Source organism: Aromatoleum bremense, from assembly GCF_017894365.1.
GTDB classification, from domain to species: Bacteria; Pseudomonadota; Gammaproteobacteria; order Burkholderiales; family Rhodocyclaceae; genus Aromatoleum; species Aromatoleum bremense.
Map to the genome: position 1 here is coordinate 1,046,821 of NZ_CP059467.1, position 25,306 is coordinate 1,072,126.

At 65.0% G+C, this 25,306-nt stretch carries 25 protein-coding genes and 1 pseudogene; 21 read left to right on the plus strand and 5 right to left on the minus strand.

Annotated features, from left to right (window positions below; genetic code table 11):
- The first annotated feature begins 35 nt into the window (after window positions 1-35).
- From pbN1_RS04935 to pbN1_RS21105, 5 genes and pseudogenes are all read left to right on the plus strand, one after another.
- Complete coding sequence (locus tag pbN1_RS04935) at window positions 36-932, plus strand: PA2778 family cysteine peptidase (protein WP_169201493.1); 897 nt, start codon at window positions 36-38, stop codon at window positions 930-932.
- A 42-nt stretch (window positions 933-974) separates the two neighbouring features.
- Window positions 975-1,673 (plus strand): YiaD family glycine zipper/OmpA-like lipoprotein, encoded by a 699-nt coding sequence (locus tag pbN1_RS04940; protein WP_169201492.1) that lies wholly within the window; start codon window positions 975-977, stop codon window positions 1,671-1,673.
- Window positions 1,674-1,784: 111 nt separating this feature from the next.
- Entirely contained in the window at window positions 1,785-3,074 is a 1,290-nt protein-coding gene (locus pbN1_RS04945; RefSeq protein WP_169201491.1) for a DUF3422 family protein, read from the plus strand.
- Between the two features lie 71 nt (window positions 3,075-3,145).
- Window positions 3,146-4,081 carry a phosphoribosylaminoimidazolesuccinocarboxamide synthase gene (locus pbN1_RS04950; protein WP_169201490.1) on the plus strand — a complete coding sequence of 312 codons (936 nt, stop codon included), beginning with the start codon at window positions 3,146-3,148 and terminating at the stop codon, window positions 4,079-4,081.
- Window positions 4,082-4,480: 399 nt separating this feature from the next.
- A pseudogene (locus pbN1_RS21105) lies at window positions 4,481-4,717 on the plus strand (type IV pilin protein); the annotation flags it as partial.
- Between the two features lie 75 nt (window positions 4,718-4,792).
- Here the strand turns inward: pbN1_RS21105 and pbN1_RS04960 are convergent.
- A complete protein-coding gene (locus tag pbN1_RS04960; RefSeq protein ID WP_280516176.1) occupies window positions 4,793-6,019 on the minus strand; it encodes an IS4 family transposase in 1,227 nt (408 codons plus the stop codon).
- Between the two features lie 190 nt (window positions 6,020-6,209).
- Between pbN1_RS04960 and pbN1_RS04965 the strand changes: the two genes are divergently transcribed.
- From pbN1_RS04965 to pbN1_RS05025, 13 genes are all read left to right on the plus strand, one after another.
- Window positions 6,210-6,620, plus strand: a complete 411-nt coding sequence (locus pbN1_RS04965; RefSeq protein WP_244857245.1) for a pilus assembly FimT family protein — start codon at window positions 6,210-6,212, stop codon at window positions 6,618-6,620.
- A 142-nt stretch (window positions 6,621-6,762) separates the two neighbouring features.
- The gene (locus pbN1_RS04970; protein WP_169201487.1) at window positions 6,763-7,986 is read left to right on the plus strand and encodes an IS110 family RNA-guided transposase; all 1,224 of its coding nucleotides are present in this window, start codon (window positions 6,763-6,765) and stop codon (window positions 7,984-7,986) included.
- 368 nt (window positions 7,987-8,354) lie between these two features.
- Entirely contained in the window at window positions 8,355-9,830 is a 1,476-nt protein-coding gene (locus pbN1_RS04975) for an IS5 family transposase (RefSeq protein WP_210147661.1), read from the plus strand.
- Between the two features lie 70 nt (window positions 9,831-9,900).
- Window positions 9,901-10,347: a type IV pilus modification protein PilV gene (gene pilV / locus pbN1_RS04980; RefSeq protein WP_210147662.1), complete on the plus strand. Its 447-nt coding sequence runs from the start codon at window positions 9,901-9,903 to the stop codon at window positions 10,345-10,347.
- A gap of 11 nt (window positions 10,348-10,358) precedes the next feature.
- Complete coding sequence (locus pbN1_RS04985) at window positions 10,359-11,264, plus strand: PilW family protein (protein WP_210147663.1); 906 nt, start codon at window positions 10,359-10,361, stop codon at window positions 11,262-11,264.
- Between the two features lie 344 nt (window positions 11,265-11,608).
- Entirely contained in the window at window positions 11,609-13,171 is a 1,563-nt protein-coding gene (gene istA, locus pbN1_RS04990) for an IS21 family transposase (protein WP_210147730.1), read from the plus strand.
- 22 nt (window positions 13,172-13,193) lie between these two features.
- Window positions 13,194-13,928: an IS21-like element ISAzo4 family helper ATPase IstB gene (gene istB / locus pbN1_RS04995; protein ID WP_168954115.1), complete on the plus strand. Its 735-nt coding sequence runs from the start codon at window positions 13,194-13,196 to the stop codon at window positions 13,926-13,928.
- 209 nt (window positions 13,929-14,137) lie between these two features.
- Entirely contained in the window at window positions 14,138-14,620 is a 483-nt protein-coding gene (locus pbN1_RS05000) for a pilus assembly PilX family protein (RefSeq protein WP_169204335.1), read from the plus strand.
- Window positions 14,584-15,657 (plus strand): IS630-like element ISAzo30 family transposase, encoded by a 1,074-nt coding sequence (locus pbN1_RS05005; protein ID WP_169204322.1) that lies wholly within the window; start codon window positions 14,584-14,586, stop codon window positions 15,655-15,657. The genes pbN1_RS05000 and pbN1_RS05005 overlap by 37 nt, the downstream gene beginning before the upstream one ends.
- Window positions 15,654-16,256, plus strand: a complete 603-nt coding sequence (locus pbN1_RS05010; protein WP_169201183.1) for a hypothetical protein — start codon at window positions 15,654-15,656, stop codon at window positions 16,254-16,256. Before pbN1_RS05005 ends, pbN1_RS05010 begins: the two co-directional genes overlap by 4 nt.
- 217 nt (window positions 16,257-16,473) lie before the next feature.
- Window positions 16,474-16,788, plus strand: coding sequence for a hypothetical protein (locus pbN1_RS05015; RefSeq protein ID WP_169201182.1), 315 nt, complete (start codon window positions 16,474-16,476; stop codon window positions 16,786-16,788).
- A gap of 178 nt (window positions 16,789-16,966) precedes the next feature.
- Entirely contained in the window at window positions 16,967-17,737 is a 771-nt protein-coding gene (locus pbN1_RS05020) for a DUF2189 domain-containing protein (protein WP_169201181.1), read from the plus strand.
- A 115-nt stretch (window positions 17,738-17,852) separates the two neighbouring features.
- A complete protein-coding gene (locus pbN1_RS05025; RefSeq protein ID WP_169201180.1) occupies window positions 17,853-19,910 on the plus strand; it encodes a M3 family metallopeptidase in 2,058 nt (685 codons plus the stop codon).
- Window positions 19,911-19,956: 46 nt separating this feature from the next.
- On the opposite strand, the gene pbN1_RS05030 is transcribed toward pbN1_RS05025, so the two are convergent.
- A complete protein-coding gene (locus tag pbN1_RS05030) occupies window positions 19,957-20,136 on the minus strand; it encodes a hypothetical protein (protein ID WP_169201179.1) in 180 nt (59 codons plus the stop codon).
- A 222-nt stretch (window positions 20,137-20,358) separates the two neighbouring features.
- Here pbN1_RS05030 and xth point away from each other — a divergent pair, with 222 nt between their 5' ends.
- The 3 genes from xth (at window position 20,359) to pbN1_RS05045 (ending at window position 22,125) form a co-directional block, all read left to right on the plus strand.
- Window positions 20,359-21,120 carry an exodeoxyribonuclease III gene (gene xth / locus pbN1_RS05035; protein WP_169201178.1) on the plus strand — a complete coding sequence of 254 codons (762 nt, stop codon included), beginning with the start codon at window positions 20,359-20,361 and terminating at the stop codon, window positions 21,118-21,120.
- Window positions 21,121-21,153: 33 nt separating this feature from the next.
- A complete protein-coding gene (locus pbN1_RS05040) occupies window positions 21,154-21,834 on the plus strand; it encodes a Crp/Fnr family transcriptional regulator (protein WP_169201177.1) in 681 nt (226 codons plus the stop codon).
- 96 nt (window positions 21,835-21,930) lie between these two features.
- Window positions 21,931-22,125 (plus strand): YgaP family membrane protein, encoded by a 195-nt coding sequence (locus tag pbN1_RS05045; protein ID WP_169201176.1) that lies wholly within the window; start codon window positions 21,931-21,933, stop codon window positions 22,123-22,125.
- Between the two features lie 81 nt (window positions 22,126-22,206).
- Here pbN1_RS05045 and rsmA read toward each other — a convergent pair whose 3' ends face one another.
- The 3 genes from rsmA to pbN1_RS05060 are packed head-to-tail and all read right to left on the minus strand — an operon-like array spanning window position 22,207 to window position 25,295.
- Window positions 22,207-22,992: a 16S rRNA (adenine(1518)-N(6)/adenine(1519)-N(6))-dimethyltransferase RsmA gene (gene rsmA / locus pbN1_RS05050; protein ID WP_169201175.1), complete on the minus strand. Its 786-nt coding sequence runs from the start codon at window positions 22,990-22,992 to the stop codon at window positions 22,207-22,209.
- Window positions 22,989-23,966, minus strand: coding sequence for a 4-hydroxythreonine-4-phosphate dehydrogenase PdxA (pdxA, locus tag pbN1_RS05055; RefSeq protein ID WP_169201174.1), 978 nt, complete (start codon window positions 23,964-23,966; stop codon window positions 22,989-22,991). Before pdxA ends, rsmA begins: the two co-directional genes overlap by 4 nt.
- A 9-nt stretch (window positions 23,967-23,975) precedes the next feature.
- On the minus strand, window positions 23,976-25,295 hold the full coding sequence (locus tag pbN1_RS05060) for a peptidylprolyl isomerase (RefSeq protein ID WP_169201173.1): 1,320 nt from the start codon (window positions 25,293-25,295) through the stop codon (window positions 23,976-23,978).
- Between the last annotated feature and the right edge of the window lie 11 nt (window positions 25,296-25,306).

Genomic DNA, 25,306 nt, shown 5'->3' on the forward strand with positions numbered 1-25,306 from the left:
ACCCTGCGCTCCCTTTCGCCGCGTTGTGCGCGGCGATGCTGCTGATGCTCGCGCTGACGGGCTGCGCGGTCCAGGCGCCGCGCCTGCTCGGCCGCCCGCCGCCCGACCTGCCACGGCAGGTCGAACTGGTACAGACGCCGTTCTTCCCGCAGGTGGAACTCCAGTGCGGACCGGCGGCGCTCGCGACAGCGCTATCGGCGAACGGTCTCGTGATCCGGCCGCAAGCGCTCGTCGACGAGGTGTTCCTGCCCGGTCGCGAAGGGTCGCTGCAGCTCGAAATGCTCGCCGGGGCGCGACGCCACGGCATGGTCGCGACGCTGCTGCCGGGTTCGCTCGAAGCGGTGATGCGCGAAACCGCGGCGGGCCACCCGGTGATCGTGCTGCAGAACCTCGGCCTGTCATGGGCGCCGACTTGGCACTACGCGGTCGTGATCGGCTATGACCTCGACGCGGCAACCTTCGTGCTGCGCTCCGGCACGACCGAGCGCCTCGAACTCGCGTTCCGCACCTTCGAACACACCTGGGACCGGTCGCAGCGCTGGGCCTTCGTCGCACTGCCTCCCGGCAGGCTGCCAGTCACCGCGACCGAGGACGAAGCGACACGCGCGCTCATCGCATTCGAACGCAATGCGCCGCCCGATGCCGCAGCGCGGGCCTACGCCGCCGCCCTCGCCCACTGGCCCGACAGCCTGGTGCTGGCGATGGGCCTGGGCAACGCGCGCCATGCAGCCGGCGACAAGGCGGGCGCCGAACAGGCGTTCCGTGACGCCGCCGCACGCCACGAATCGACCGCGGCATGGAACAACCACGCCTCAGTGCTGCTCGAACTCGGACGACGGGATGAAGCGAGACGCGCCGCGCAGCACGCGGTCGAGCTCGGCGGCCCGCTGCGGGAAACCGCGCTCGCGACGCTGCGCGCCATCGACCGATAGCTTTGATCAGAATCAGTACGCAACAACACGTAGAGGTCATGAATGATGAAAACAACCCTTCTTGCCACCGTCACGACGCTGCTGATCGCCGGTTGCGCACAGAACCCCTACTACGGCGACACCGCAAAAACCGCCCGCGGAGCGACGATCGGCGCCGGCGCCGGCGCGGTGCTGGGCAGCGTCGTCTCGGGGTCGGGCGATCGCACCAAAGGCGGCCTGATCGGCGCGGCCATCGGCGCGACGGTCGGCGGCCTGATCGGTCGCCAGATGGACAAGCAGGAAGCGGAACTGCGCGAGCAGATGGCGGGCACCGGCGTCGAGGTCCAGCGCCAGGGCGACACGATCCGCCTGCAGGCCCCCGAGAACATCACGTTCGACACGAACCGCGCGGACATCAAGCCGCAGTTCCAGCCGGTGCTGGGCCAGCTCGCGCAGAGCATCCAGCAATATCCGGGCACCGTCGTCCAGGTCGAAGGGCACACTGACTCCGTCGGCTCCGCGAGTTACAACCAGACGCTGTCCGAGAACCGCGCCGGCGCGGTGCGCAGCTACCTGCTCCAGCGCGGCGTCGACGCGAACCGGCTGGCAGCGGTCGGCTACGGTCTGACGCGGCCGGTTGCCGACAACAGCACTGCCGCCGGACGCGCGCAGAACCGGCGCGTCGAAGTGCTGATCGTCCCGGCACAGCAGCCGGCACAGCAACAACCGGCGCAGCAACCGCAGCAAACCCCGCGATACTGAGTTCCGCGCCGCCTTGCCGCCAGGCGCCGTCGGGACGCCCGGCGCAGCGGAGCTTTCGCGATGCCGGCAGGATAGGTACCCTTGCACAATCCTGCGGCTCCTCTTTTTATCATGCCCCTGTTCGAAGAACACCCCCAGCGCCGCGCGCTGAACGACGAAGTCCACTCGCGCCCGCCGGTGCCGCTCAATACGCCGGAGCTCGTCAGCTACCTCGCCTTCCTGCACGTCGACGGCAGCGCCGATCTCGAGCCCGCGCACCTTCATCAGCTCGCCGCGCAACTCGGCCTGCCGGAGCCGTGCACCGACACCGGCCACGTGTCGCTGGACGCCGGCGAATTTCGCCTCAGGTGGGAACGGCACAGCGAATTTTCGAGCTATACGTTCTTCCGCCACGGCACCGGCGACGGCGCCGATCCTGCGCTGCTGGCGGTTCCCGCGGGGTGGCGCAAGGGCATCCCAGGTCAGCTGATCGTCGCAACCCAAGTCGAAGTGCGCGACGCGGACGATGTTCCTCCGGAAACCGTCATTGCCCAGGATGGCCATGACTTCACCCCCACCGTCGCGTCGGAAATCGCCGGCGGCGCAGGCTGGGTGCTGACCGACTTTCGGATCGTCGATGATTTTTCGCGCTTCGTCGTCTTCAACCGCTCGCTGACCCCGCGGCAGGCCGGCCGCAGCGTCCAGCGGCTCGTCGAGATCGAAACCTACCGCGTCATGGCGCTGCTCGCGTTCCCCGTCGCGAAGGACGTCGGCCGGCTGCTCGCCCGCGCCGAGGAAGAACTCGCCGACCTGATGGACAACATGGGCAATTCGACTTCGACCGACGACGAACGCCGCGTCCTGAACCGGCTGACCCGGCTCGCCGCCGAAGTCGAGCGCTCCGTCGCGCGCACGACGTTCCGCTTCGGCGCCGCCGCCGCGTACTACCAGCTGGTACGCCAGCGCATCGAGGACCTGCGCGAAGTCCGCCTCGACGGCTACCCGCCGATCCGCGAGTTCATGGACCGCCGGCTCGCTCCGGCAATCGCGACATGCGCGACGATGGCCCGCCGGCAGGAGGACCTGTCGGGCCGCATCGCGCGCAATTCGCAGCTGCTGCGCACGCGCGTCGACATCGAACTCGAGCGGCAGAACCAGGAACTGCTCGCGCAGATGAACCGGCGCGCGAAACTGCAGCTGCGGCTGCAGGAGACGGTCGAAGGCCTGTCGGTCGTCGCGATCACGTATTACGCGTCGCAGCTCGTGCAATACCTCGCGAAAGGCGGCAAGGACTACCTCGCCCCGGCGACCCCGGAAGTCATCACCGCGGTGTCGATCCCGATCATCGCCGGCCTGGTCGCGCTCGGCCTGCGCCGCATGCGCCGCCAGCTTGCCGCCGAGGAGGCGGTGCCGGGCCACTGAGCGGCGCCGGGCGGTGAGCGGCTGCCGGACAAGCTGGCCTATAATTGCGTTTTGCCTGAATGAGTCCGATCGTGGCCCAACCCCTGTTCGAATCCACCATCAAGAGCCTGCCGTTGCTCGGTCGCGGCAAGGTCCGCGACATCTACGCCGTCGATGCCGACAAGCTGCTGATCGTCACCAGCGACCGGCTGTCCGCGTTCGACGTGATCCTGCCGGACCCGATTCCCGACAAGGGGCGCGTGCTGACCGCGATGGCCGCGTTCTGGTTCGCGCGCCTCGGCCACATCGTGCCGAACCAGCTCACCGGCATCGACCCCGAATCGGTCGTCACCGTCGACGAGCGCGACCAGGTGCGCGGCCGCGCGCTCGTCGTCAAGCGACTCAAGCCGCTGCCGATCGAGGCGGTGGTGCGCGGCTACGTGATCGGCTCGGGCTGGAAGGACTACCAGGACACCGGCGCGATCTGCGGCATCAGGCTGCCCGCCGGCCTCGCGCAGGCGGCGAAGCTGCCGTCGCCGATCTTCACCCCGGCGTCCAAAGCCGACGTCGGCGACCATGACGAAAACATTTCGTTTGCCGCGGCCCAGACGCGCTGCGCCGCCGAGCTCACCGGTCTGCTCGCCGGCACCGGCACGAACGGCGCCCGTCTCGCGGCGCAGGCGCGCGACGCGGCAATCGCGCTGTACGCCGAAGCGGCAAACTATGCCGCCGGGCGCGGCATCATCATCGCGGACACGAAGTTCGAGTTCGGTGTCGACGCCGCCGGCACGCTGCACCTCATCGACGAGGCGCTGACGCCGGACTCGTCGCGTTTCTGGCCGGCCGACAGCTACCGCGAAGGCATCAGCCCGCCGAGCTACGACAAGCAGTACGTGCGCGACTACCTCGAGACGCTGACGTGGGGCAAGAAGGCGCCCGGCCCGCGCCTGCCGGCGGACGTCATCGCGAAGACCGCGGCGAAGTACCGCGAGGCCTTCGAGCGGCTGACCGGCCGGTCGCTCGCCTGAACGGCGCGCGCTTTTCGACGACACCAGCCCGGACCGGGTAGCGGCAACGCGCCGCCCCGGTCGGGCCACCCGGGCGCGGACTTCATCGACCGCGGCCCGCCGCTCGCGCCGGCGTGACGCAGGTCACAAACCGGATCGGATGCCCCGCTCGACCGGGATGCGATCCGCTTACAATGCCGCGCTACTCACACTTTTGTCATTAACTCCCGGGCAGCACCGCTCGTAGACAAACCCGGGAAAGGGGCTTGATGCATCGCCCCGCGCAAACGCCTGGGACTCGTCGTGGCCGAAACCGGTATTTCCTGCGTACTCGAAGACAACCGGCCTGAAACCGCGCCGCGACTCGCCCCTGGGGGCAAGAGGGCCTCCGGCTCGCGGGGCTTCACTCTCATCGAGTTGATGATCGCGGTCGCAATCATCGGCATCCTCGCCTCGATCGCCTATCCGTCCTATCAGGAACACATTCGCAAGAGTCGCCGGGTCGAGGCTCAGGCCACCATGCTGGAACTCAAGCAGTTCATGGAGCGTTACTACACCACCAACAACAGCTATGCAGCAGCAAGTCTCCCAAGTGCTGTTGTCGCCAACGTTGCAAATTTTTATACCATCACGCTAAGCGAACAGGACGCCCAGACCTATACCCTGGAGGCTGTTCCTACGGCCAAGCAGGAAGCCGATCCATGCGGCACGCTTACGCGCAATGCCATTAAGTTAAGCCGTTTTGTATGCGTAATGGAAGTCAGCGATGCGCACGCCCTTGCGGCGCGGCGCGCTGCGATCCGGGCGGGTGCGTTCGACGGCGGTGGGCGAGCGCAGGCGCTCGACCAATCGATCCAATACTGCAGCCAAGTCCAGCGCGAGCAGAAGACGGGGCAAATAGTGACGCAGGCTCTTCAAAGCCAGGGTGCGATTGAGCCGCACCCGCCAGCCCTTGGCATCGAGCCCGGTGTTGGCGCTGACGGCGGCGTCCTCGGGGCGGGCGGCCAGGGCCAGCACCGCCGCGCAGTTGGCTCGCAACAGCGACGCGTAGAAATCCTGGGTGACCGTGTGGGGCAGGATGCCGCTCCAGTTCTCGACCTGCAATCGCGCCTTGATCAGCTTGAAGGCCTCCTCGATACGCCAGCGGGCGCGGTACAGATCGGCGAACGCTTCCGCGCTGAGCGCCTCGTCGAACAGATTGGTCACGAGTACCAGACGCGACCCGTTGGGCCGCTTCACGCGCAGCAGGCGCAGCGAGAGCGGGGTCGCCGCGGTGCCCAGGTCGGCCACGGCATCGCTGCGCCGGCCCCGGGCAAAGTGGCCGACCGCGGTCCAGGTCCGCTCGCTGATGCGAGCGCAGAAGGCCACACCCAGCGCATTCAACTCATGGAACCACTCGCGCGACGGATAGCCGCGATCCATCAGCAGCAGATCCTGCGGCTCCAAGTGCGGCAGATGCCCACGGGCGAGCGAGCGTTCATCCGCGGCGAAGCCCCCCAGGGCGGCATCGACGAAGGCGCCGCGGGCCACATCGAAGAGCGCCGAGGCGCGGGCCAGCGGGCGAAAGCGTCCGCTGGCGGTGTTCATGCCACCAAAGGCTTCAGCACACTCGGGCCCATCAGGCACACGCAGCGTGCTTCCGTCCAGCGCCAGCACACGCCGTCCGTGCCACGTCGGCACCGGGCTGTGGGCGGCGAACAACTGCGCGCTGTGGACGAGCAGATCGCGCAGCGCATCGGGACGCAACTGGCGCCGCGCCTGACACAGCGCGCTCTTGCTCACCGGGCGCGCCTCGCCGCTGCCCAGGGCGTGGTCGAAGAACGCATCGAGTTCGGCCTGTAGGCCGGCGCGCGGGGCATTGAGCAGAAAGGCCACCAGCCGCGGCAGGGGAAGTTTGCGTTCGCGCACGAACGCGTTGGGGCTCATGCGCGCCTGCTCGGCGAACTCATCAGAGCCCAAATGGGCACCGAGGGCGGCAAAGATGGCATGGGATTTGCAATGTCATGGTCATTCTCAAAGTCAACATTGCAGAAACTGAATTATACCGTAACAGCATGATTTTATTATGCGTTCTGGCCTAACTTAATGGCATTGCGCTTACGCTGGCCCACACTGGTGAGCGCACCCCGACGACTTCCGGTTGCTGGAAGTGATGGGGAGGCTAAGGGCGCGCGTGATACACGCGGAGGGTTTCACTCTGATCGAGATGATGATCACGCTCGCCGTCGCTGCCATCTTGCTCGGACTGTCTGTCCCGAGCTTCAAGTCCCTCTTGGAAAACAATCGTGCGGCTAGTACGGCTAACGATTTGCTGGCAAGCCTGCAATACGCGCGTAGTGAGGCGGTCAAGCGTGCAAAACCAGCCTTCCTGTGTCCCAGCACCAATGGCGAAACCTGCATTGATGGCGACACTGATTGGCACGTCGGCTGGATCGTGGTTGCCGATCTAACGGTGATTGCGATAGGCGCCACCCCTGATGATGAAAGAGAATTCGGGGTGGAAGGTGACGGGAAGAGGTCGCGCAATTTTTTGGCGGCTCGACCCCGCAACCTAACGTGACCCGCCGAACTGACTCGCACCCCGGATTGCTTCCATAGAGAGCGCACGTTAAACAGGCCGTCGGCGACTTGTCGCCTTCAGGCACTTTCAGTTCTGGCACCCGCCACCTTCCGCCTTTGAGTGTAATTCGAGCGGAGATGGCATGGAACTGATGGCACTTCACAAACGCGTCATCGGACTCGACGTTCATCAGGCGCAAATTACGGCCTGCGCGATCCTTGAAGAGGCCGACGGCACGACACGTATCGAGCAGCGGCAATTCGGTGCGTTCAAACGGGATCGGCGCGCGTTGGCCGACTGGGTGGCCGCGCTATGTCCGGACGAAGTGGTGATGGAGAGCACGGGCATTTACTGGAAGAGTCCGTATGCCGCCCTGGAAGCCGTGGGCATTCGCGGGCAGGTGGTCAATGCCCGTCACGTCAAGAATGTCCCGGGGCGCAAGACGGACGTCGGCGATGCCCAATGGCTGGCCACGCTCTCGCGTGCCGGGCTGCTGCGCGGCTCGTTCGTGCCGCCGGCAAGACTGCGCGAGTTGCGCCTGATCTCGCGGCAGCGGCAGAAGCTGGTGGGCCAACTGGCCTCCGAGAAGAACCGCCTGCACAAGGTGCTGACCGACGGGGGCGTGCGCCTTGGCGTGGTGGTGAGCGATCTGCATGGTCAGTCGGCGCGCGCCATGGTCAAGGCCATCATCGCCGGCCAGCCGCCCCACGAGGTGCTCGGGTTCGCCAGCCGGCGACTCAAGGCCAGTCGCGAGGAAATCTTCGATGCCTTGCAAGGGGAACTGACCGACAGCCATCGCTTCGTGCTCGACGAACTGATGCACCATGTCGAGGAGATCGAAGCGCGCATTGCGCGCTTCGATGCGCGACTTCTCGACGGGCTGAAGGACGAGCGAAACGCGCTGGCCTTGCTGCAAACCCTGCCCGGCGTCGATCTGATCGGCGCGGCCATGCTGCTGGTGGAAATCGGCACCGATATGGAGGCCTTCGGCAGCGCCGATCGCCTGGCCTCCTGGGTCGGCATCTGCCCGGGCAACAACGAGTCGGCGGGCAAACGCAAATCCGGACGCCTCCGCAAGGGCAACCTCTATGTCCGGCGCCTCCTCTGCGAGTTCGCTCATGCCGCCAGCCGTACCAAGTCGGTCTTGCAGTCGAAGTTCCAGTCCCTCATCGTGCGACGCGGCCACAAACGTTCCGTCGTGGCTTTGGGTCACAAAATCTTGCGCACCATCTTCTTCATGCTCAAACGGCGCGAACCTTATCGGGATTCCGCCACCGACTATGAAGCCCTCTCCGTTCAACGCAACGCTCCTCGCTGGATCAAGGCTCTGACTCGCTTCGGTTTCATTCCCGCCGCCGAAGCCTGATTCACCCGTTTCTCAAAAATATGACCTTCTGGGGTCAGGTCGTCGGCCGCCCTGGAAGTAGGTTCTTTCACGTTAAACAAAAATAATACCCCGGATGAGGGCGAGGTGATGCGTGTCACCGTTCCTTTCCCGCCAGGGGTCGTAATAACCGGCCCCTCGACAGTCCTGTTTCAGGCCGCCGGAAACGTGCTTCCCGGCGCCTTCGCACTCGACGTCGGGGATGCCGAGATACGCAGTATCTGGTCGGCCCTGCAAAACCCTCACAGCCCGCATGAATACTGGGATTCCGTCAGAAAGTAGCCCCACGATTTCCCTCAGAAAGTAAAATACAGGTGATTGAAACCTCAGGGAAATGGGGCTCCGTGCAGATGGCAACCGACGATTTTTTCCGATCCCGACTCGACCAAATGATTGATCTTCGGCACCCGCTGGTGGTGTTGTCGTCACGCATGCCCTGGACGCAGATCGAAGCGGCCTTGGCCCCGGCATTCGCTCGTAAGCACCGTGAAGGCCAGGTCATCGAAGGCACCGATTTATTCGGAACGACGCTGGAGATCGCGGGGAGCAGCGTGAGCATGGCGGGCCGGCCGCGGCTGCCGATTCGGCTCATGGCCGCACTGCTTTACCTCAAGCACGCATTCAATTTCAGCGATGAAGAACTCGTGGTTCGGTGGTCGGAGAATGTCGTGTGGCAATATTTCAGCGGCCTGGACTACTACACGCCAACGCTACCTTGCGATGCCACCCAGATTGGACGGTTTCGGACGGCGATTGGCGAAGCCGGCGTCGAAGAACTGCTCAAGGCCACGATTGACACGGCCGTGGCGACAAAGGCCGTACGCCCAGCTGAATTTGAACGGGTCATTGTCGACAGCACCGTGCAGGAGAAGGCCATCGCCCATCCGGTCGATAGCCGGTTGCTGGAGATTGCCCGGGCGAAGGTTGTGCAAGCGGCCAAGTCGGCAGGCATCGCACTGAAGCAGACCTTCATCAAGGAAGGCCGTGAGCTCCGACGCAAAGCCGGCGGCTACGCCCATGCCAAACAGTTCAAACGCCTTCGACGCACCGTCAAACGGCAACGCACGATCCTTGGCATCGTCCTGCGCGAGATCAAACGCAAACTCACCACGGCAACGGCACAATCGGGCGCCTCGATCACCCGCCTGACCACCCTGATGGCGCGTGCCGAGCGCATCCGCACGCAACAGCCCAAGGACAAGAACAAGCTCTACGCGCTGCACGCGCCGGAGGTCGAGTGTATCGGCAAGGGAAAAGCGCGTAAGCCCTACGAGTTTGGGGTCAAGGCCAGCATTGCCGTCACGCACAAGAGTGGCCTGATGGTGGGCGCGCGAACTTTCCCAGGTAACCCCTATGACGGCCATGTGCTCAATCAGCAGCTGGAGCAAACCGCGATCTTGCTGGAGGGGACCGGTAAGGCGCCGAAACAGGTGATCGTCGATCTGGGCTATCGCGGCGTGGATGCAGACAACCCGAGGGTGCAGATCATTCACCGTGGCAAGTACAAGTCACTGACACAACAGCAACGCCGATGGCTCAAGCGGCGCCAGGCAGTGGAACCCGCGATTGGGCATCTGAAGTCCGATCATCGAATGGACAGATGTTGGCTGCAGGGCTCACTCGGTGATGCATTGCATACTGTGCTCTGCGCTGCAGGGTACAACCTGCGGTGGTTGCTGCGGGCAATACTCCGCCTGGGGCTGAAGGCGCTTTTTTTGCGTCCACTATTGCTGTCGCTACTGGCGCTCGTTCTTCACCGTTCGCTCACGCGGACCTGCCCTGCACCCCACGGTTCGAATGCCGTCGCAACCGGGGCCGGCGGGTGAATTTTGCAGGGCCGACTATCTGCATGGAAGCGAGTGGCCGCACTAAGGTCAAAAAGGCGGCCAACTGTTCATGATTGCTATCGTTAATGCGACGCGACGGGGCATGCGCGGATTCTCGTTGATCGAAGTTCTCGTCACCATGGTTGTCGTTAGCGTAGGGCTGCTCGGCATCGCTGCACTGCAAGCGAAATCTTTGCAGTATGCCTATGCGAGCCACCAACGGAGCATAGCCACGGTCCAGGCCAATGATCTGGTGGAGCGTCTTTGGGCCAGCGTGTGTGCATTGCCGGACCGGCGCGATGACGTTTATCAGGATTGGGTCGAACATTGGGAAGCTGACGGGAGACTTCCAGACTGGACGCCCTCACTGGACTACGATTCTGCCGCCGTGCCGCCGCGTTACATCATCACGATCGACTGGTCAGACACTCGCATCAAGCTTGCCAACGATGAAAGTGACGCAAGTCAGAGCTTCGTCTATCAGATATCCATTCCGACGCTCGGCGGCTGTTTGTGAGGAAGTCTGTCATGAATGTACCTTCCTCTGGTCTTGACGTTTGCCGATCAGCTTGTCGTGCCCGCCGTGAACGCGGACTGACCCTCGTCGAGCTCATGATTGCCCTGGTGCTGGGGCTGTTCCTGATCGGCGGTGTGTCGACCGTCTTTTTATCAAACCAGCAGACATCGAGAGTGAAGGAGGACTTGGACCGGACGCAGGAAAGTTTTCGCTTCGGTACGCACACGATAACCCGCGTGGTGCGACAGGGTACGGAGATTGACCCGGATAGCAGCGCCAGTCAGATCGTCGTCGGGTTTGCCGACGGTTCGGGCACACATGATTGCGTTGGGGGCACGCTCGGAGGACCAAACACCTTTCTTGTGAACGGCAACAACGAACTCGTCTGCACTGACGCCAATGGTGATTCACATATCCTGATCGGCGCCGTCGATGCGCTGAGCATCCTGTTTGGAATCGATGGTGATGAGGATGGGTTCGTAGGGAGTGCTGAATTCGTCCCCAAGGGTAGCGTTTCGAGTTGGGACCGGGTCAGAAGCGTACGGACAACCCTCCGCTTGCTCGATGGACAGAGCGTAACGTTCGTCGCCACGATGAGATCACCCTTAGTGACACGCTTCAGTGCCAAAGAAGAATCGTCATCGAATCCACCGACTACAGATCCAGACCAGGAACCCGATCCAGATCCAGACTCAGATACCGACCCAGAGCCGGAGCCAGACCCAGATCCGGTTCCAGATCCAGAACCTCCATCTCCATCGGATCCGATAGTTCCCACCGGTGTACCGGTGATTTGCACCCGTGACGGAAATAGCAGCAACTATAAGTCGATGCCTAGCGGCTACGGCAGTTGCTGCGAAAATCCGGGTTGCAGCGGGAAAAAGTGTAGTTACCAGAAAGTATGTTTTGCGCCGTGACGATTCCGGAGTTTCGGTTTGAATACCTCATACAACTACAAATCACAATCCGGTGCAGCGCTGATTGTCGGCCTGATTCTAATGCTTGTCGCATCGCTCGTAGCCATGGCTGCGGATTCCGACCCAACGTGACCGCTGATTCCGAAATAGTGTGACCGGTGAATCCGCGGGTCGTGACCACGGATTCCGATTTGATCGTGACCGATTTCGGCGAGTTGTCGGAATGGGCGGTCACGATGTCGGAATCGTCGGTCACGATCAAATCGGAACGGGTTTGTGAGGCCAAGCGTGGCAACGTCGTTTGTCAGGCCGGCTACCCTCGCGCGCTTTGCGCGGAGACGGGAATGCCGGCGGAGCGGATTGCCATGCACAAGATCAGGGAGCTGTTACGGCTCAAATACGACTGCGCGCTGTCGCATGAGCGCATTGCCCGCGCGCTGTCGATTTCCAAAGGCGTGGTCGCCAAGTATGTGAAGGCGGCCGAGGAGTGCGGCCGGCCGTGGGCCGAGTTGTCGGCGGCCGACGAGGCAGAGCTGCGCCGGGTGCTGGGGGTCGCCCGGCGTGGACGTGGCGCGAGCGTCGCGAATGTGCCGCCGGATCTGGCGGCGGTGCATCAGGGGCTCAAGCGAAAGAACGTCACGCTGGCGCTGCTGTGGGAAGAGTACGTGCAGACGGCCGGCGGGCCGAGCTATCAGTACTCGCGCTTTTGCGACCTGTACCGCGCGTTCGCCCGCACGCTCAAGCGCTCGATGCGCCAGGTGCACCGCGCCGGCGAGAAACTCTTCATCGATTACGCTGGCGACACGGTGCCGATCGTCGACGCCGACACTGGCGAGATTTCGCGCGCGCAGATCTTCGTCGCGGTGCTCGGCGCCTCGAGCTATACGTTCGCCTGCGCCACGGCGACGCAGTCGCAGGCCGACTGGCTGGGCTCGCTTGCCCGGGCGCTGGCCTTTATCGGCGGCCTGCCCGAGCTCGTGGTGCCCGACAATACGCGCTCGCTCGTCGGGCAGGCCGACCGCTACGAACCGCAACTGCAGCGCACCACCGCCGAGTTCGCCGCGCACTACGGCGTGGCGATCCTGCCCACGCGCCCCTACAAGCCGCAGGACAAATCCAAGGTCGAAGTCGGCGTACAGATCGTGCAGCGCTGGATTCTGGCGCGGTTGCGGCATCAGCGTTTCTTCTCGCTGGTGGAGCTCAACGGTGCGATCGCCGCGTTACTCGAGCCGCTGAACACGCGTCCCTTCCGGCGCCTGCCAGGCTCGCGCCGCGAAGCGTTCGAGACGCTCGACCGGCCGGCGCTGCGCCCGTTGCCCGCCACCGCGTTCCAGTTCGCCCAGTGGAAACGGGCCAAGCCCAATATCGATTACCACGTCGAGTTCGACGGGCATTACTACAGCGTGCCGTATGCGCTCGCCGGCCAACCGGTGGAGTTGCGCATCACCGCGAGCAGCATCGAATGCTTTGCCGCAGGCCGTCGCGTCGCGGTGCATGCGAGAAGCCACCGGCCCGGCGTCTACTCCACGCTCACCGAACACATGCCCGCATCCCATCAGGCGCATCGCCAGTGGTCGCCCGGCAAACTCATCGCCTGGGGCGCCACCGTCGGCCCGCACACCGAGCAGGTGGTCAGCCACCAACTCGAACGCATGCCGCACCCCGAGCAGGGCTACCGGGCGTGCCTCGGGCTGATGCGCCTCGGTCGCCAATACGGCAACGAACGGCTCGAAGCCGCGGCGACCCGCGCCGTCACCCTCGGGGCGATGCGTTACCGCAACGTCGCCTCGATCCTCAAGAGCGGGCTCGACCGCGCACCGCTCCCCACTCCCACTGCCGCTAGCCAAACCGAACTGGCGCTCCCCGCCGTGCACGAGAACCTGCGCGGGGCGCGCTACTACCACTGATTCCACCCACCGGAGAACATCGATGCTGATACAACACAGCCTGCAACAACTGCGCACCCTGCGCCTGGAAGGCATGGCCCGCGCCTTCGAGGAGCAGCTCACCCAGCCCGCCATCACCGCGCTCAGCTTCGAGGAGCGCTTGGCGCACCTCATCGATCGGGAGTGCCTGCTGCGCGACGGCAAACGCATCGATCGGCTGCTCAAGGCCGCCCGCATCAAAGCCGCTGCCGCCTGCCTGGAGGACGTCGACTACCGCGCCGGCCGGGGCCTCGAGCGCAGTCAGATCGCCGCGCTCGGCACCGGTCAATGGATTCGCCATCACCAGAACTGCCTCATCACGGGGCCCACCGGCAGCGGCAAGACCTGGCTCGCCTGCGCACTCGCCAACGCGGCGTGCCGGCAGGGCCTCGCGGCCTACTACGTGCGTCTGCCGCGGCTCTTCGAGGAACTGCGCATCGCGCATGCCGACGGCAGCTTCAGCCGACGCCTGATGCAGCTCGCGCGCATGGATCTCATCGTCATCGACGATTGGGGCCTGGCCGCGCCGTCGGCGCAGGAGCGAAGCGACCTGCTGGAGCTGCTCGACGACCGGGTCGGCACGCGTTCGACCGTGATCACCAGCCAGCTGCCGATCGAGCACTGGCACACCTACCTGGGCGACCCGACCTTCGCCGATGCGATCCTCGATCGCGTCGTGCACGCCGCGCACAAGCTCGCCCTCAAGGGCGAGTCGATGAGAAGAAAGGAAAAGGCATGAGGCCGTGCGCGCGAGACGCCTTACCCACAGGCGCCCGCCCGCCAGCGCATGAGGCGCACTGGCGGCCGCCTGTGGATAAGCCTGCGCCGTGCCTCGAATCGAGCGTCATCGTGACCGACGCGGTTAGAATCTGAACACCACGCTTCGCGCGCAGACCCCACCGGTCACGTTCGTCGGTGCAGGCGGTCACGTTCGTCGGAATGCGCACCATGGCGTCGATGCGGGGTAGTGCGTTTCAGGAGAACATCACCTCCAACATGAACAACAAGGCAATCTCCTTCATGGCGGCCGAAGCAGGGGCGACCGCGTTTTGGCAGTGGCTATCGAGCGGACCGACACAATGGCAAGACTTGACGTGGCGTGAGGGTTGGCAGGCGAGCATTCCGACAACTGCTTCCGACACGCCAAATATGGGTAACTTCGGCTACTTCTGGATCGACCCTGACCAAGTCACATGGAGCACCCACGCGGTCACGGTCACGGTTAGCGGGTTTTCCAAAGTCCCCGGCGGTGAGGCGCTCAGCGAAACGCGCATGGAAGCCAAGTTCTCAGCGCCAGGTGTCCACCGGGCCTTTCGGGCAGGACTGGTATCAGATCAGGATATTACAGTCAATGGAAAGGCAAGTTTTACTCAGAAGGCGGGAAGTAAGGCGACATGGTGGGGAACTTTCGCCGTCCTGGCGATCCGATGAGGATGAAACGAGACGGACGAAAACTGGATCACGGGACGCTGGAAACGATTCGTAGGATGGCCATTGAGCGGGTGCGGGAAGGCGAAGCGCCGAGCCAGGTGATCGCCAGCTACGGATTTCATCGCAGCGTGATCTATCGCTGGCTGAAAGCGGCGGCGGGCCGCGGCCATGGGCTGCGGGCGCTGGCGTCGCATCCGATCACTGGACGGCCCCCGAAACTCACCGCGCAGCAGGCGCGGCAGGTATTGCGCTGGATCGACGGGCACTCGCCGATGGAACATGGCTTCGACACCGGGCTGTGGACACGGGGCTTGGTACGGGACTTGGTGCAGAGCAAATTTGGCATCACCCTGAGCCTGTCCTCGATTGGTGCGCTGCTGGCGCGACTGGGCCTGACGGTGCAAAAGCCGCTGCAGCGCGCTTACCAGCGTGATCCGGCGGCGATTGAGCGCTGGCAGCACGAGACCTATCCGGCGCTGATGCGGCGCGCCAGGGAAGAGAAAGCCGAGATTCTCTTTTGGGACGAATCCGGCTTTCGCGCCGACGCCGTGCAGGGCAGGACTTGGGGCGCCAAGGGTCGCACACCGGTGGTCGCGGTGCCCGGGCAGCGGCAAAGTATCAGTGCGGCCTCGGCCGTCAGCATGAAGGGCGGCTTCTGGTTCGCCATCTACCCTGGGGCATTGAACGGCGAACTGTTTGTGGACTTGCTCAGGAAGCTGATGCACCGCCGCAGGAAGCCATTGCACCTGGTGCTCGACGGACTGCCCGCCCACAAGAAGGCGGGGGTCAAGACGTATGTCGCCAGCACGCAAGGCAAGCTGACGCTGCATTTCCTGCCGGGCTATGCCCCCGACCTGAATCCGGATGAACTGGTGTGGAGCCACGCCAAGCGTACCGGCAACGCCCGCCGGCCCCTGCAAAAAGGCGAGACCCTGCAAGAACGTGTGCATGACCAGTTGGCCGATATCGGCAAGCATCCCGCCTTGGTGCGCTCTTTCTTCAAGCATCCCAGTGTCGCCTATATTTCCGCCTCATGAGTAACGGCAGTGCTCATGCTAACGGCAACTTCACCAACAAGTCTGGTGCCAGTTCACTGAGTGTCGGATCGACGATATCAGCTCACGGCGACGCGGATCTAGGTATCGGAGGCGGACAGTCAAACGTTGATCGTATCGATGTTCCGTCGGCGTCAGACTATATAAATGAAAATAAGGATAAAGCTGGAGTCATTCACGGATGCACCATCCCGTCCGGTGATCTTGATGGAAATGTTTATTTTTGCGAAGGCGATGCGAGCACCAGCGGTGACTTCTCAAACGGTACGATCATGGCTATCGGCGATGTTGCGCAGAACGGTTCAGCGCACCTCGGCGGAGACTCCGGCACGACCCTGACCGTTGCGATCATTGCCGGCGGGAATATCACGGTAAACGGCTCGAACGATACCTATGGCGTTTTTTGGGCCGATGGAACCGTAACTCAGAACGGTTCCTCGATCCTTGGTGGCTCCATTGTCGCCCGTGGTGATATCACTCGAAATGGCGCTTTCAATTACGTCCAGTACGATGATTTCGGCGAGCTTCCGTTACCAGTTGGAGGGACTGCGATCCAGCGTTGGGTCGAAATTATAAATTAAAGCTGCGGAAATTCGCAGCTCGTGCTTTGTAGCCTGACCGGGCCAGCTGACGCCCGCCCTGCTTCACGGCTTCGCTAAACGTCGCGGACCGTGCCATCCCACCGGCTGACCGGGCCGGCGAAAACCCAGCCTGCGCGGCGAGGACCGGGGCTGGTACTTCGACCTCCCGATAGCGAACAGCCGCATCAACGGCCATCCCGCGCTGACGACGAGCGGCGTGCTGGTCTTCACCGCGAACGTGCCGACCAATGCGATATGCGATCCGGGCGGTTCGAGCTGGTTCTTCGCCGTCAGTGCCGCCAGTGGCGGAGCGATCCTGAAGAAAGCGGGCGCGACCGAGACCTACGAGAGCGGGTGGTTCCTCGATCACACGCTCGGCAGCCGTCCGGTGATCGTCCAGACGTCGACCGGCAAGCGCGCGCTCGTTCGGATGTCGGACAAAGGCGTCGAAAATCCGCTCATTCCGGAAACCCAGCCGGCCACCCCGTCCGCCGTCCCGTGGCGCAAGATCTACTGGCGCGATCTGTTGTGAGCGGCGGGCGCGGCCGACCGCCTTCCCGTGGAGTCCCGCTGACGCCTGATCGCGATCAAGCGCACCGGCCCCGCGTCGAACTTCCCGCGTGGCCATTTCTCTAATTGGAGCTTGGGGCTCGCACCCAACAGGGATGCATCGACGGGCAGCAGCACGTCCTGTTCCGGAGGAGGCCGTCATGGACAAACCGCACGGTGCGCTGGATCGACATTTCCCGCTGCCTCAGGTGCGCCGGGTCGACAACACGCGACCTTTCGCGTGGCTGCGCAGGGGCTGGACCGACATGCGCGACAACCTGCCGGCGAGCCTGAGTTACGGCCTGCTGTTCGCGGCCGCCGGTTCGTTCATCCTCGGCTATGCGAGTGGCCTGCCGCATCTGTTCACGGCGGCGATTTCCGGCTTTGTCCTCGTCGGTCCGGTCGCCGCGGCCGGCTTGTACGAAATTTCGCGGCGTCACGACCGCGGCGAACCGGCCAGCTTCATCGATTCGCTGCGCGGGTTGAGCACGCATACCGATCACCTGCTGTATTTCGGCGCCTTCCTCGCTTTCGTGCTGCTCGGCTGGGAACGGCTGTCGGCGATCCTGTTCGCGTCGTTCTACCCCGAGGACGCGAGCGGTCTGGGCAGCTTCTTCCTGGAAGTGTTCCTGACGGGCGCTTCCGCCTCGTTCGTCGTGTGGTACCTGGTCATCGGCGGCGCAATCGCGGCCGTGGTCTTCGCGCTGTCGGCGGTGTCGGTACCGATGCTGATGGACCGCGACACCGACGTCGTCACGGCGATGGTCGCGAGCGCCCGCGCGGTCGGCATGAACTTCGGCACGATGGCGCTGTGGGCGCTGATCATCGTCGTGCTGATCGCCGTCGGTTTCGCGACGATGGCGGGCATGATCGTGCTGCTGCCGCTGCTCGGCCACGCCAGCTGGCATGCCTACAAGGATCTCGTCGAGTAATGCCCGTTCTGCCCGCCGCGCTCGGGAAACCCCGCAGCGGCGATGCGGTTAGAATGCGACACATGCTCCAGCGCCGTTTCCTCCCGTCCTCCTTCCAGCCTGCCGGAGAACCACCATGTCCAATCCCCTCCTCGATTTTTCGGCGCTGCCGCGCTTCGACGACATCCGCCCGGAACACGTCACGCCGGCAATCCGCCAGCTCATCGACGAGAACCGCGCGCTGATCGCGGAACTCGTCGCCGATCCCGCTCCGCCGACGTGGGCGAACTTCGTCACGCCGATGACCGAGGAAGGCGAACGGCTGGGTCGCGCGTGGGGCATCGTCGGCCACCTGCACAGCGTCATGGACGTGCCCGAATGGCGCGAAGCCTACAACGCGATGCTGCCCGAGGTGTCGAGCTTTTATGCCGAGGTCGGGCAGAACCTCGAGCTGTTCGAGAAATACCGGCTGCTGCACGACAGCGCCGAATACGACATGCTGTCTCCGGCGCGCCAGCGCATCATCGACCACGAGCTGCGCGACTTCCGCCTGTCGGGCGCCGAGCTGCCGGACGCCGACAAGCCGCGCTTCAAGGAAATCCAGGAAGAGCAGTCGGCGCTCGCGGCGAAATTTTCCGAGAACCTGCTCGACGCCACCAACGCCCACACCGAATGGATCGAGGACGAAGCGGAGCTCGCCGGACTGCCCGACGACGCGATCGCCGCGGCGCGCGCGGCCGCCGAACGCGACGGCAAGCCGGGCTGGAAATTCACGCTGCAGATGCCCGCCTACCTGCCGGTGATGCAGTACGCCGACAACCGCGAACTGCGTGCACGGATGTATCGCGCGTATGCGACGCGCGCGTCGGAGCAGGGCAGGCCGGAGCTCGACAACGGGCCGCTGATCGGCCGTATCCTCGCGCTGCGCGCCGAAGAGGCGAAGATGCTCGGGTACCGCAACTTCGCCGAGGTGTCGCTCGTGCCGAAGATGGCCGAAACGCCCGACGAGGTGCTCGCCTTCCTGCGCGAGCTGGCGACGAAAGCCAAGCCGTTCGCCGAGCGCGATCTCGCCGAACTGCAAGCCTTCGCGCGCACCGAACTGGACCTCGATCCGCTCGAGCCGTGGGACATCGGTTATGCGTCGGAAAAGCTGCGCCAGGCCCGTTACGCCTTCTCGGACCAGGAAGTGAAGCAGTATTTTCCCGAGCCGAAAGTGCTCGAAGGCCTGTTCGGCGTGATCCGCACGCTGTACGGCGTCGATATCGTCGCCGACACCGCGCCGCTCTGGGATCCAGACGCGCATTTCTTCCGCATCGACAGGGACGGCGCGACGCTGGGGCATTTCTACCTCGACCTGCACGCGCGCGAGACCAAGCGCGGCGGCGCGTGGATGGACTCGGCGAGGAGCCGCTACGTCGGCCCACGCGGTACACAGACGCCGGTCGCGTACCTGGTGTGCAACTTCCCCGGCCCGGTGGGTGGCAAGCCTCCTACCTTCACGCACGACGACGTGCTGACGCTGTTCCACGAATGCGGCCACGGCCTGCACCACCTGCTGACGCAGGTCGACGACCTCGCGGTATCGGGCATCCACGGCGTCGAATGGGATGCCGTCGAACTGCCGAGCCAGTTCATGGAGAACTTCTGCTGGGAATGGGACGTGCTCTGCGGCATGACTTCGCACGTCGACACCGGGGCACCGCTGCCACGCGAACTCTTCGACAAGATGATCGCGGCGAAGAACTTCCAGAGCGGCATGCAGACGGTGCGACAGCTCGAGTTCTCGATGTTCGACCTGCGTCTGCATAGCGAGGTCGACGCGGCGGCAGGACCGGTTCCGATCGAGCGCGTCATGGAGCTGCTCGACGAGGTGCGGCGCGAAGTCGCAGTGATGATCCCGCCGCCCTGGCACCGCTTCCCGCACAGCTTCTCGCACATCTTCGCCGGCGGCTACGGGGCCGGGTATTACAGCTACAAATGGGCCGAAGTGCTGTCGGCCGACGCGTTCTCGGCGTTCGAGGAAGCGGGCGTCGGGAAAGGGACGTTGCTGGATCGTGAAACGGGGGAACGCTTCTGGCGCGAAATCCTCGCCGTCGGAGGCAGCCGCGCGGCGCTCGAATCATTCAAGGCTTTCCGCGGCCGCGAGCCACGTGTCGATGCACTGCTGCGGCACAACGGCATGGTGAGCGCCTGATCCGCCGCGGCCCCGCTGCCCGGGCGGCAACGGGGCCGCGCGAGACTCAGAGAGGCGAGGCAGTTCCCTCCAGCACGCGCCGCTGGACATGCAGCGGGACGCCGCGCTCGGTCATGTTCATCTGCGCGTTCGCGTGGTCGCCACCTCGGGCAAGATAATCCATGATTGCCCCGATGAACTGGCGCATGGCCCAATCGACACGCATTTCCAATCCACTGAATGCCATCGTTACCCCCCTTCATGACGAAATGCGTGGGGTGCGCAGGACGCCATGTCATAGCCTCCCGATAGCCAAAGCCAGTTTTATGCCACACGCAGGACACGACGTGGATACAATGAATTGCAGCAGGCACCGCGAGGGCTGCACGCATCATCGCCGCACGATGTAAAAATTTTCGACACCGCCGATCCGGCTGAACTGTTCAATCCCCACGCGACCCTGCACACGATGAAAATCGCTACCTGGAACGTAAACTCCCTCAAGGTCCGCCTGCCCCACGTGCTCGACTGGCTCGCGGCCAACCGGCCCGACGTGCTGTGCCTGCAGGAACTCAAGCTCGAGGACAAGTCGTTTCCGGTGGCCGAACTCGAAGCGGCCGGCTACCAGGCGGCGTTCAGCGGCCAGAAGACCTACAACGGCGTGGCGATACTGAGCCGGTCTGCGCTCGCCGACATCGGCTACGGCATCCCGGGTTTCGATGACGAACAGAAACGCGTGCTCGCGGCGACGGTGAACGGCGTGCGCGTGATCTGCGGGTATTTCCCGAACGGACAGGCGGTCGGCTCGGAGAAATTCGCGTACAAGCTGCGCTGGCTCGCGGCCCTGACGGAGTGGCTGCGCGAAGAACTCAAGGCACATCAGCGGCTGGTGCTGACGGGCGACTTCAACATCGCCCCCGAGGACCGCGACGCGCATCCCGACTGGACGGACGAGATCCACGTCTCACCCGCCGAACGCGCCGCTTTCGCCGCGCTGACCGGACTCGGCCTGGCCGACGCTTACCGTCTTTTTCCGCAGGACGACAAGAGTTTTTCGTGGTGGGACTACCGCATGGGCGCTTTCCGGCGCAACTTCGGCCTGCGCATCGACCACATCCTGCTGTCGCCGGCGCTGCGCGATGTCTGCTGCGCGTGTACGATCGACAAGACGCCGCGCAAGCTTGAACGCCCCTCCGACCACGCCCCGGTGATCGCTGAACTCGAGCTGTAGCCCCAGCGGCGCAGCGCGCGACGGAAGACGATGATGACGACCCCGCACACGCCAGAGCTGGCCCGCCTCGCCCACCGCTATCCGGTGATCGCCACGCTGCCCGAATCGGCCCGGCGGCGCCTGTTCGAGACTGCGCGCTGGGCGCGCGTGCCGGCCGGCGCCCTGCTGTTCGACGACCACCAGACCTGCGAAGGTTTCCCGTTCGTCGTCGAAGGATCGGTGCGCGTCGTCAAGTGCGCCACCAACGGCCGCGAGCTGCCGCTGTACCGGGTCGCGGCGGGCGAAACCTGCATCATCTCGTCGTCCTGCCTGCTCGGCCACGAGGACTACAACGCGCGCGGCATCGCCGAGTCCGACACGGTGCTGATGCTGCTGCCGAAAGCCGAGTTCGACGCGCTGCTCGCCGAGCCGGCGTTCCGCAATTTCGTCTTCCACCTGTTCGCCGAGCGCATCGCCGACCTGATGCAGCTGATCGAGGAAGTCGCGTTTCACCGCCTCGACCAGCGCCTCGCCGGCCAGTTGCTCGGCAAGGGCCGCGTGCTGCACGTCACGCATCAGCAGCTCGCCGACGAACTCGGCAGCGTGCGCGAATTTATCAGCCGCCTGCTCAAAGGCTTCGCTGCGCAGGGGCTGGTGAAGCTGTCGCGCGAGCAGATCGAGATCCTCGACCCCGCGGGGCTGCGCCGGATGGCGAGCGAAGGGCGCCACGAGTAAGGCCGAGGCCGCCGCTGTGTAACCGAGGTTACAGACCGCGCGGCGGGGCGGTGGTCCAATAACGCCATCATCCACCGCATCGCAACGGAGAACATCATGAATGCAAACGTCGGCGGCATCGACCGGGTCCTGCGCATCGTCGCCGGGCTGGTCCTGATCCTCCTTGCCCTCCTCGGCATCGGCACTCCCTGGACCTGGATCGGGGTCGTCCCGCTCGCGACCGGCCTGCTCGGCTGGTGCCCGGCCTACACCCTGTTCGGCCTGCGCACCTGTCCGCTGAAGAAAGCCTGAAGCCCTCGTCGGTGTTGGAGGGAGGCCGACGAATGGCGATGGCCGGTCATCAGCTCCCCGGTACCCGCACGGGCACGGCAGTCATGCGTGCGGCGGCTGCGTCGCGATGTAGTTCGTGATCGCGACGTAGTCCGCGACGGTCAGGCGCTCACCGCGCAGGCCAGGGTCGACATCGAGCGCGGAAAAATCCGCCTCGTCGAGCCATTCGCGCAGCGTATTGCGCAGCGTCTTGCGGCGCTGGCCGAACGCCGCGGCAACGACGCGTTCGAGCAGCGCTTCGTCTTGCGCGGTGCGCTGTTCGGCCGGCAGCGGCACCATGCGGACGATGCTGGACGTGACTTTCGGTGCGGGACGGAACGCTCCGGGAGGCACGTCGAACAGCCGTCCCATGCGAAACCGGTATTGCAGCATCACCGACAGGCGCCCGTAGTCCTCGGTGCCCGGCTCGGCGACCATGCGCATCACGACTTCCTTCTGCAGCATGAAAGTCATGTCGCGCACTTGGGCCGCGAACTGCGCGAGGTGGAACAGCAGCGGCGTCGAGATGTTGTACGGCAGATTGCCGACGACGCGCAGCGGCGCGCCGAGCGTGGCGAAATCGAACTTCAGCGCGTCGCCTTCGTGGATCGTCAGCCGCTCGGGCGGGAAACGTTCGTGCAGCCGGGCGATCAGGTCGCGGTCGATCTCGACGACGTGCAGGTGACCGAGCCGTTCGACGAGCGGATCGGTCATCGCGCCCAGACCGGGGCCGATCTCGACGACGGTTTCGCCGGGCGCGGGGCGGATCGCCTCGATGATCTTGCGGATGATATTGGGATCGGACAGGAAGTTCTGGCCGAAGCGCTTGCGGGCGCGGTGTTCGCTCATCGCGCGGCGTCCCGGCTGCGCACCATCGTGGTCGCGAGTTCGACTGCGGCGAACAGGCTGCCTGGATCGGCCCGGCCCGTGCCCGCCAGATCGAGCGCGGTGCCGTGATCGACGGACGTGCGGATGATCGGCAGCCCCAGCGTGACATTCACGCCGCCGCCAAAGCTCGCGTGCTTGAGCACCGGCAGGCCCTGGTCGTGGTACATCGCCAGCACCGCGTCGCCTTGTTCGAGCGTATGCGGCACGAACAGCGTATCGGCCGGCAGCGGTCCGACGAGCCGCATGCCTTCGCCGCGCAGCCGCTCGAGCGCCGGCGCGATGACGTCGATTTCCTCGCGCCCCATGTGCCCGCCCTCGCCGGCGTGGGGGTTGAGCCCGGCCACGAGAATGCGCGGCGCGGCGAGTCCGAAGCGCCCGACCAGGTCGGCGTGCAGGATGCGCAGCGTCTCGTCGAGCAGCGCCGGCGTGATCGCCGCCGGCACCGCCGCGAGCGGCAAGTGGGTGGTCGCGAGCGCGACGCGCAGCCCGCCGCCGACCAGCATCATCACGACGCGCGGCGTGCCGGTGTGCTCGGCGAGATATTCCGTGTGCCCGCTGAACGCGACGCCGGCGTCGTTGATGACGCCCTTGTGCACCGGCGCAGTCACGATGGCGTCGAACTCGCCGCTTCGGCAGCCGTGCACCGCCCGGTCGAGCAGCGCCAGCACGTAGCCGCCGTTGGCGGGATCGAGCTGGCCGGGGCGCGCGGCGGCTTTCAACGGCACATGCAGCACGTCGAGCACGCCCGCTTCGGCAGGCGCGCCCGGTGTATAGGCGCGCACGAACGCGGCGCCCGCGCGGGCGCGGATCAGTTCGAGGTCACCGAGCACGACGAGGCGCAGCGGCCAGTCGCGGCGAGACAGGTGCGCGCACAGTTCGGGCCCGATGCCGGCCGGTTCGCCGCTGGTGATTGCAAGAATCGGAGGGGAAGCCACGCTGCGGACCTATTCCTTGCCGCTCCGGTACTCGACATACGTGCGGTCGCGCAACTGGCGCAGCCAATCCTCGAACGCTTCGTCGGCCTTGCGCTCGCGCAGCGCATTGCGGGCCGCGGTGCGCTTGCGCTCGTCGGACACATCCTGCAACCGGCGCGACTCGACCTGGATCAGATGCCAGCCGAACGGCGAGCGCACCGGCGCGCTCACTTCGCCCGGCTTGAGCGCGTTCATCGCGCGCTCGAATTCGGGGACGGTGTCGCCGGGGCTGAGCCAGCCCAGATCGCCGCCCTTCGCCGATGACAGATCGGCCGAATGGGCTTTGGCGAGTTCGGCGAAACTGGCGCCGTTGACGATCCGCTCGCGCAGCCCCAGCAGGCGGCTTTCCGCGTCGCTGTCATTGAGGATTTCGGAAGTCTTGATCAGGATATGCCGCGCCCGCGTCTGTTCGAGCTGTTGCGGCCCGGCCGCCGCGCCGCCGCGCTTGCCGAGCAGTTTCACGATATGCAGGCCGGCCGAACTGCGCAGCACCGGCGACACGCCGCCGGCGCTCAGCTCGCGCGCCGCGTCGGCAAACAGCGGCGGCAGGCGGTCGCGGCCGCGCCAACCGAGCGCGCCGCCGTTCATCGCATCGGGCGCATCGGAATAAGTCGCGGCAACCCGCGCGAAATCGTCACCCGAATTGAGTCGCTGTTTCGCGGTTTCGGCGCGCGCGACGAGGCGCGCCATCTGCTGCTGCGTCGCCGCTTCGGGCACGCGGATCAGGACGTGGGCGAGTTCGAACTCCTCGCCCGACAGCGCGTCCGGGGTATTGGCGAGAAAGTTGTCGACTTCCGCGTCGGTCACGACGATACGGCTGTCGACTTCGCGCTCGCGCAGGCGCGTCAACAGGATTTCGGTGCGGATATTGTCGCGGAAGCGGCTCCAGCTGACGCCGTCCTTTTCGAGCGCGGCCTGCAGCTGCGCAATGGTCAGGCGGTTGCTCTCCGCGATCCGCGCGATCGCCCGTTCGAGCGTCGCCTCGTCGACCTGCAGCGACGTCTCGCGCGCCAGCTGCAGCTGTGCCCGCTCGAGCACCAGACGCTCCAGCAACTGCCGCTCGAGCACGTCGGCCGGCGGCTGCGGCGTGCCCTGGCGGTTCAGCTGGTGCATCGCCTGTTCGACCCGCTCGCGCAACTCCATGGCCGTGATGACTTCGTTGTTCACGACTGCGGCGATATGGTCGACCTCGACGGAGCGGGGATTGGCCGCATGAACGGGAAACAGGGCGGCGGTGCAGGACAGGGCGGCGAACAGGACGAGACTGAGGCGCGCGGGAATTCGACGCAAGGGAATGCGAC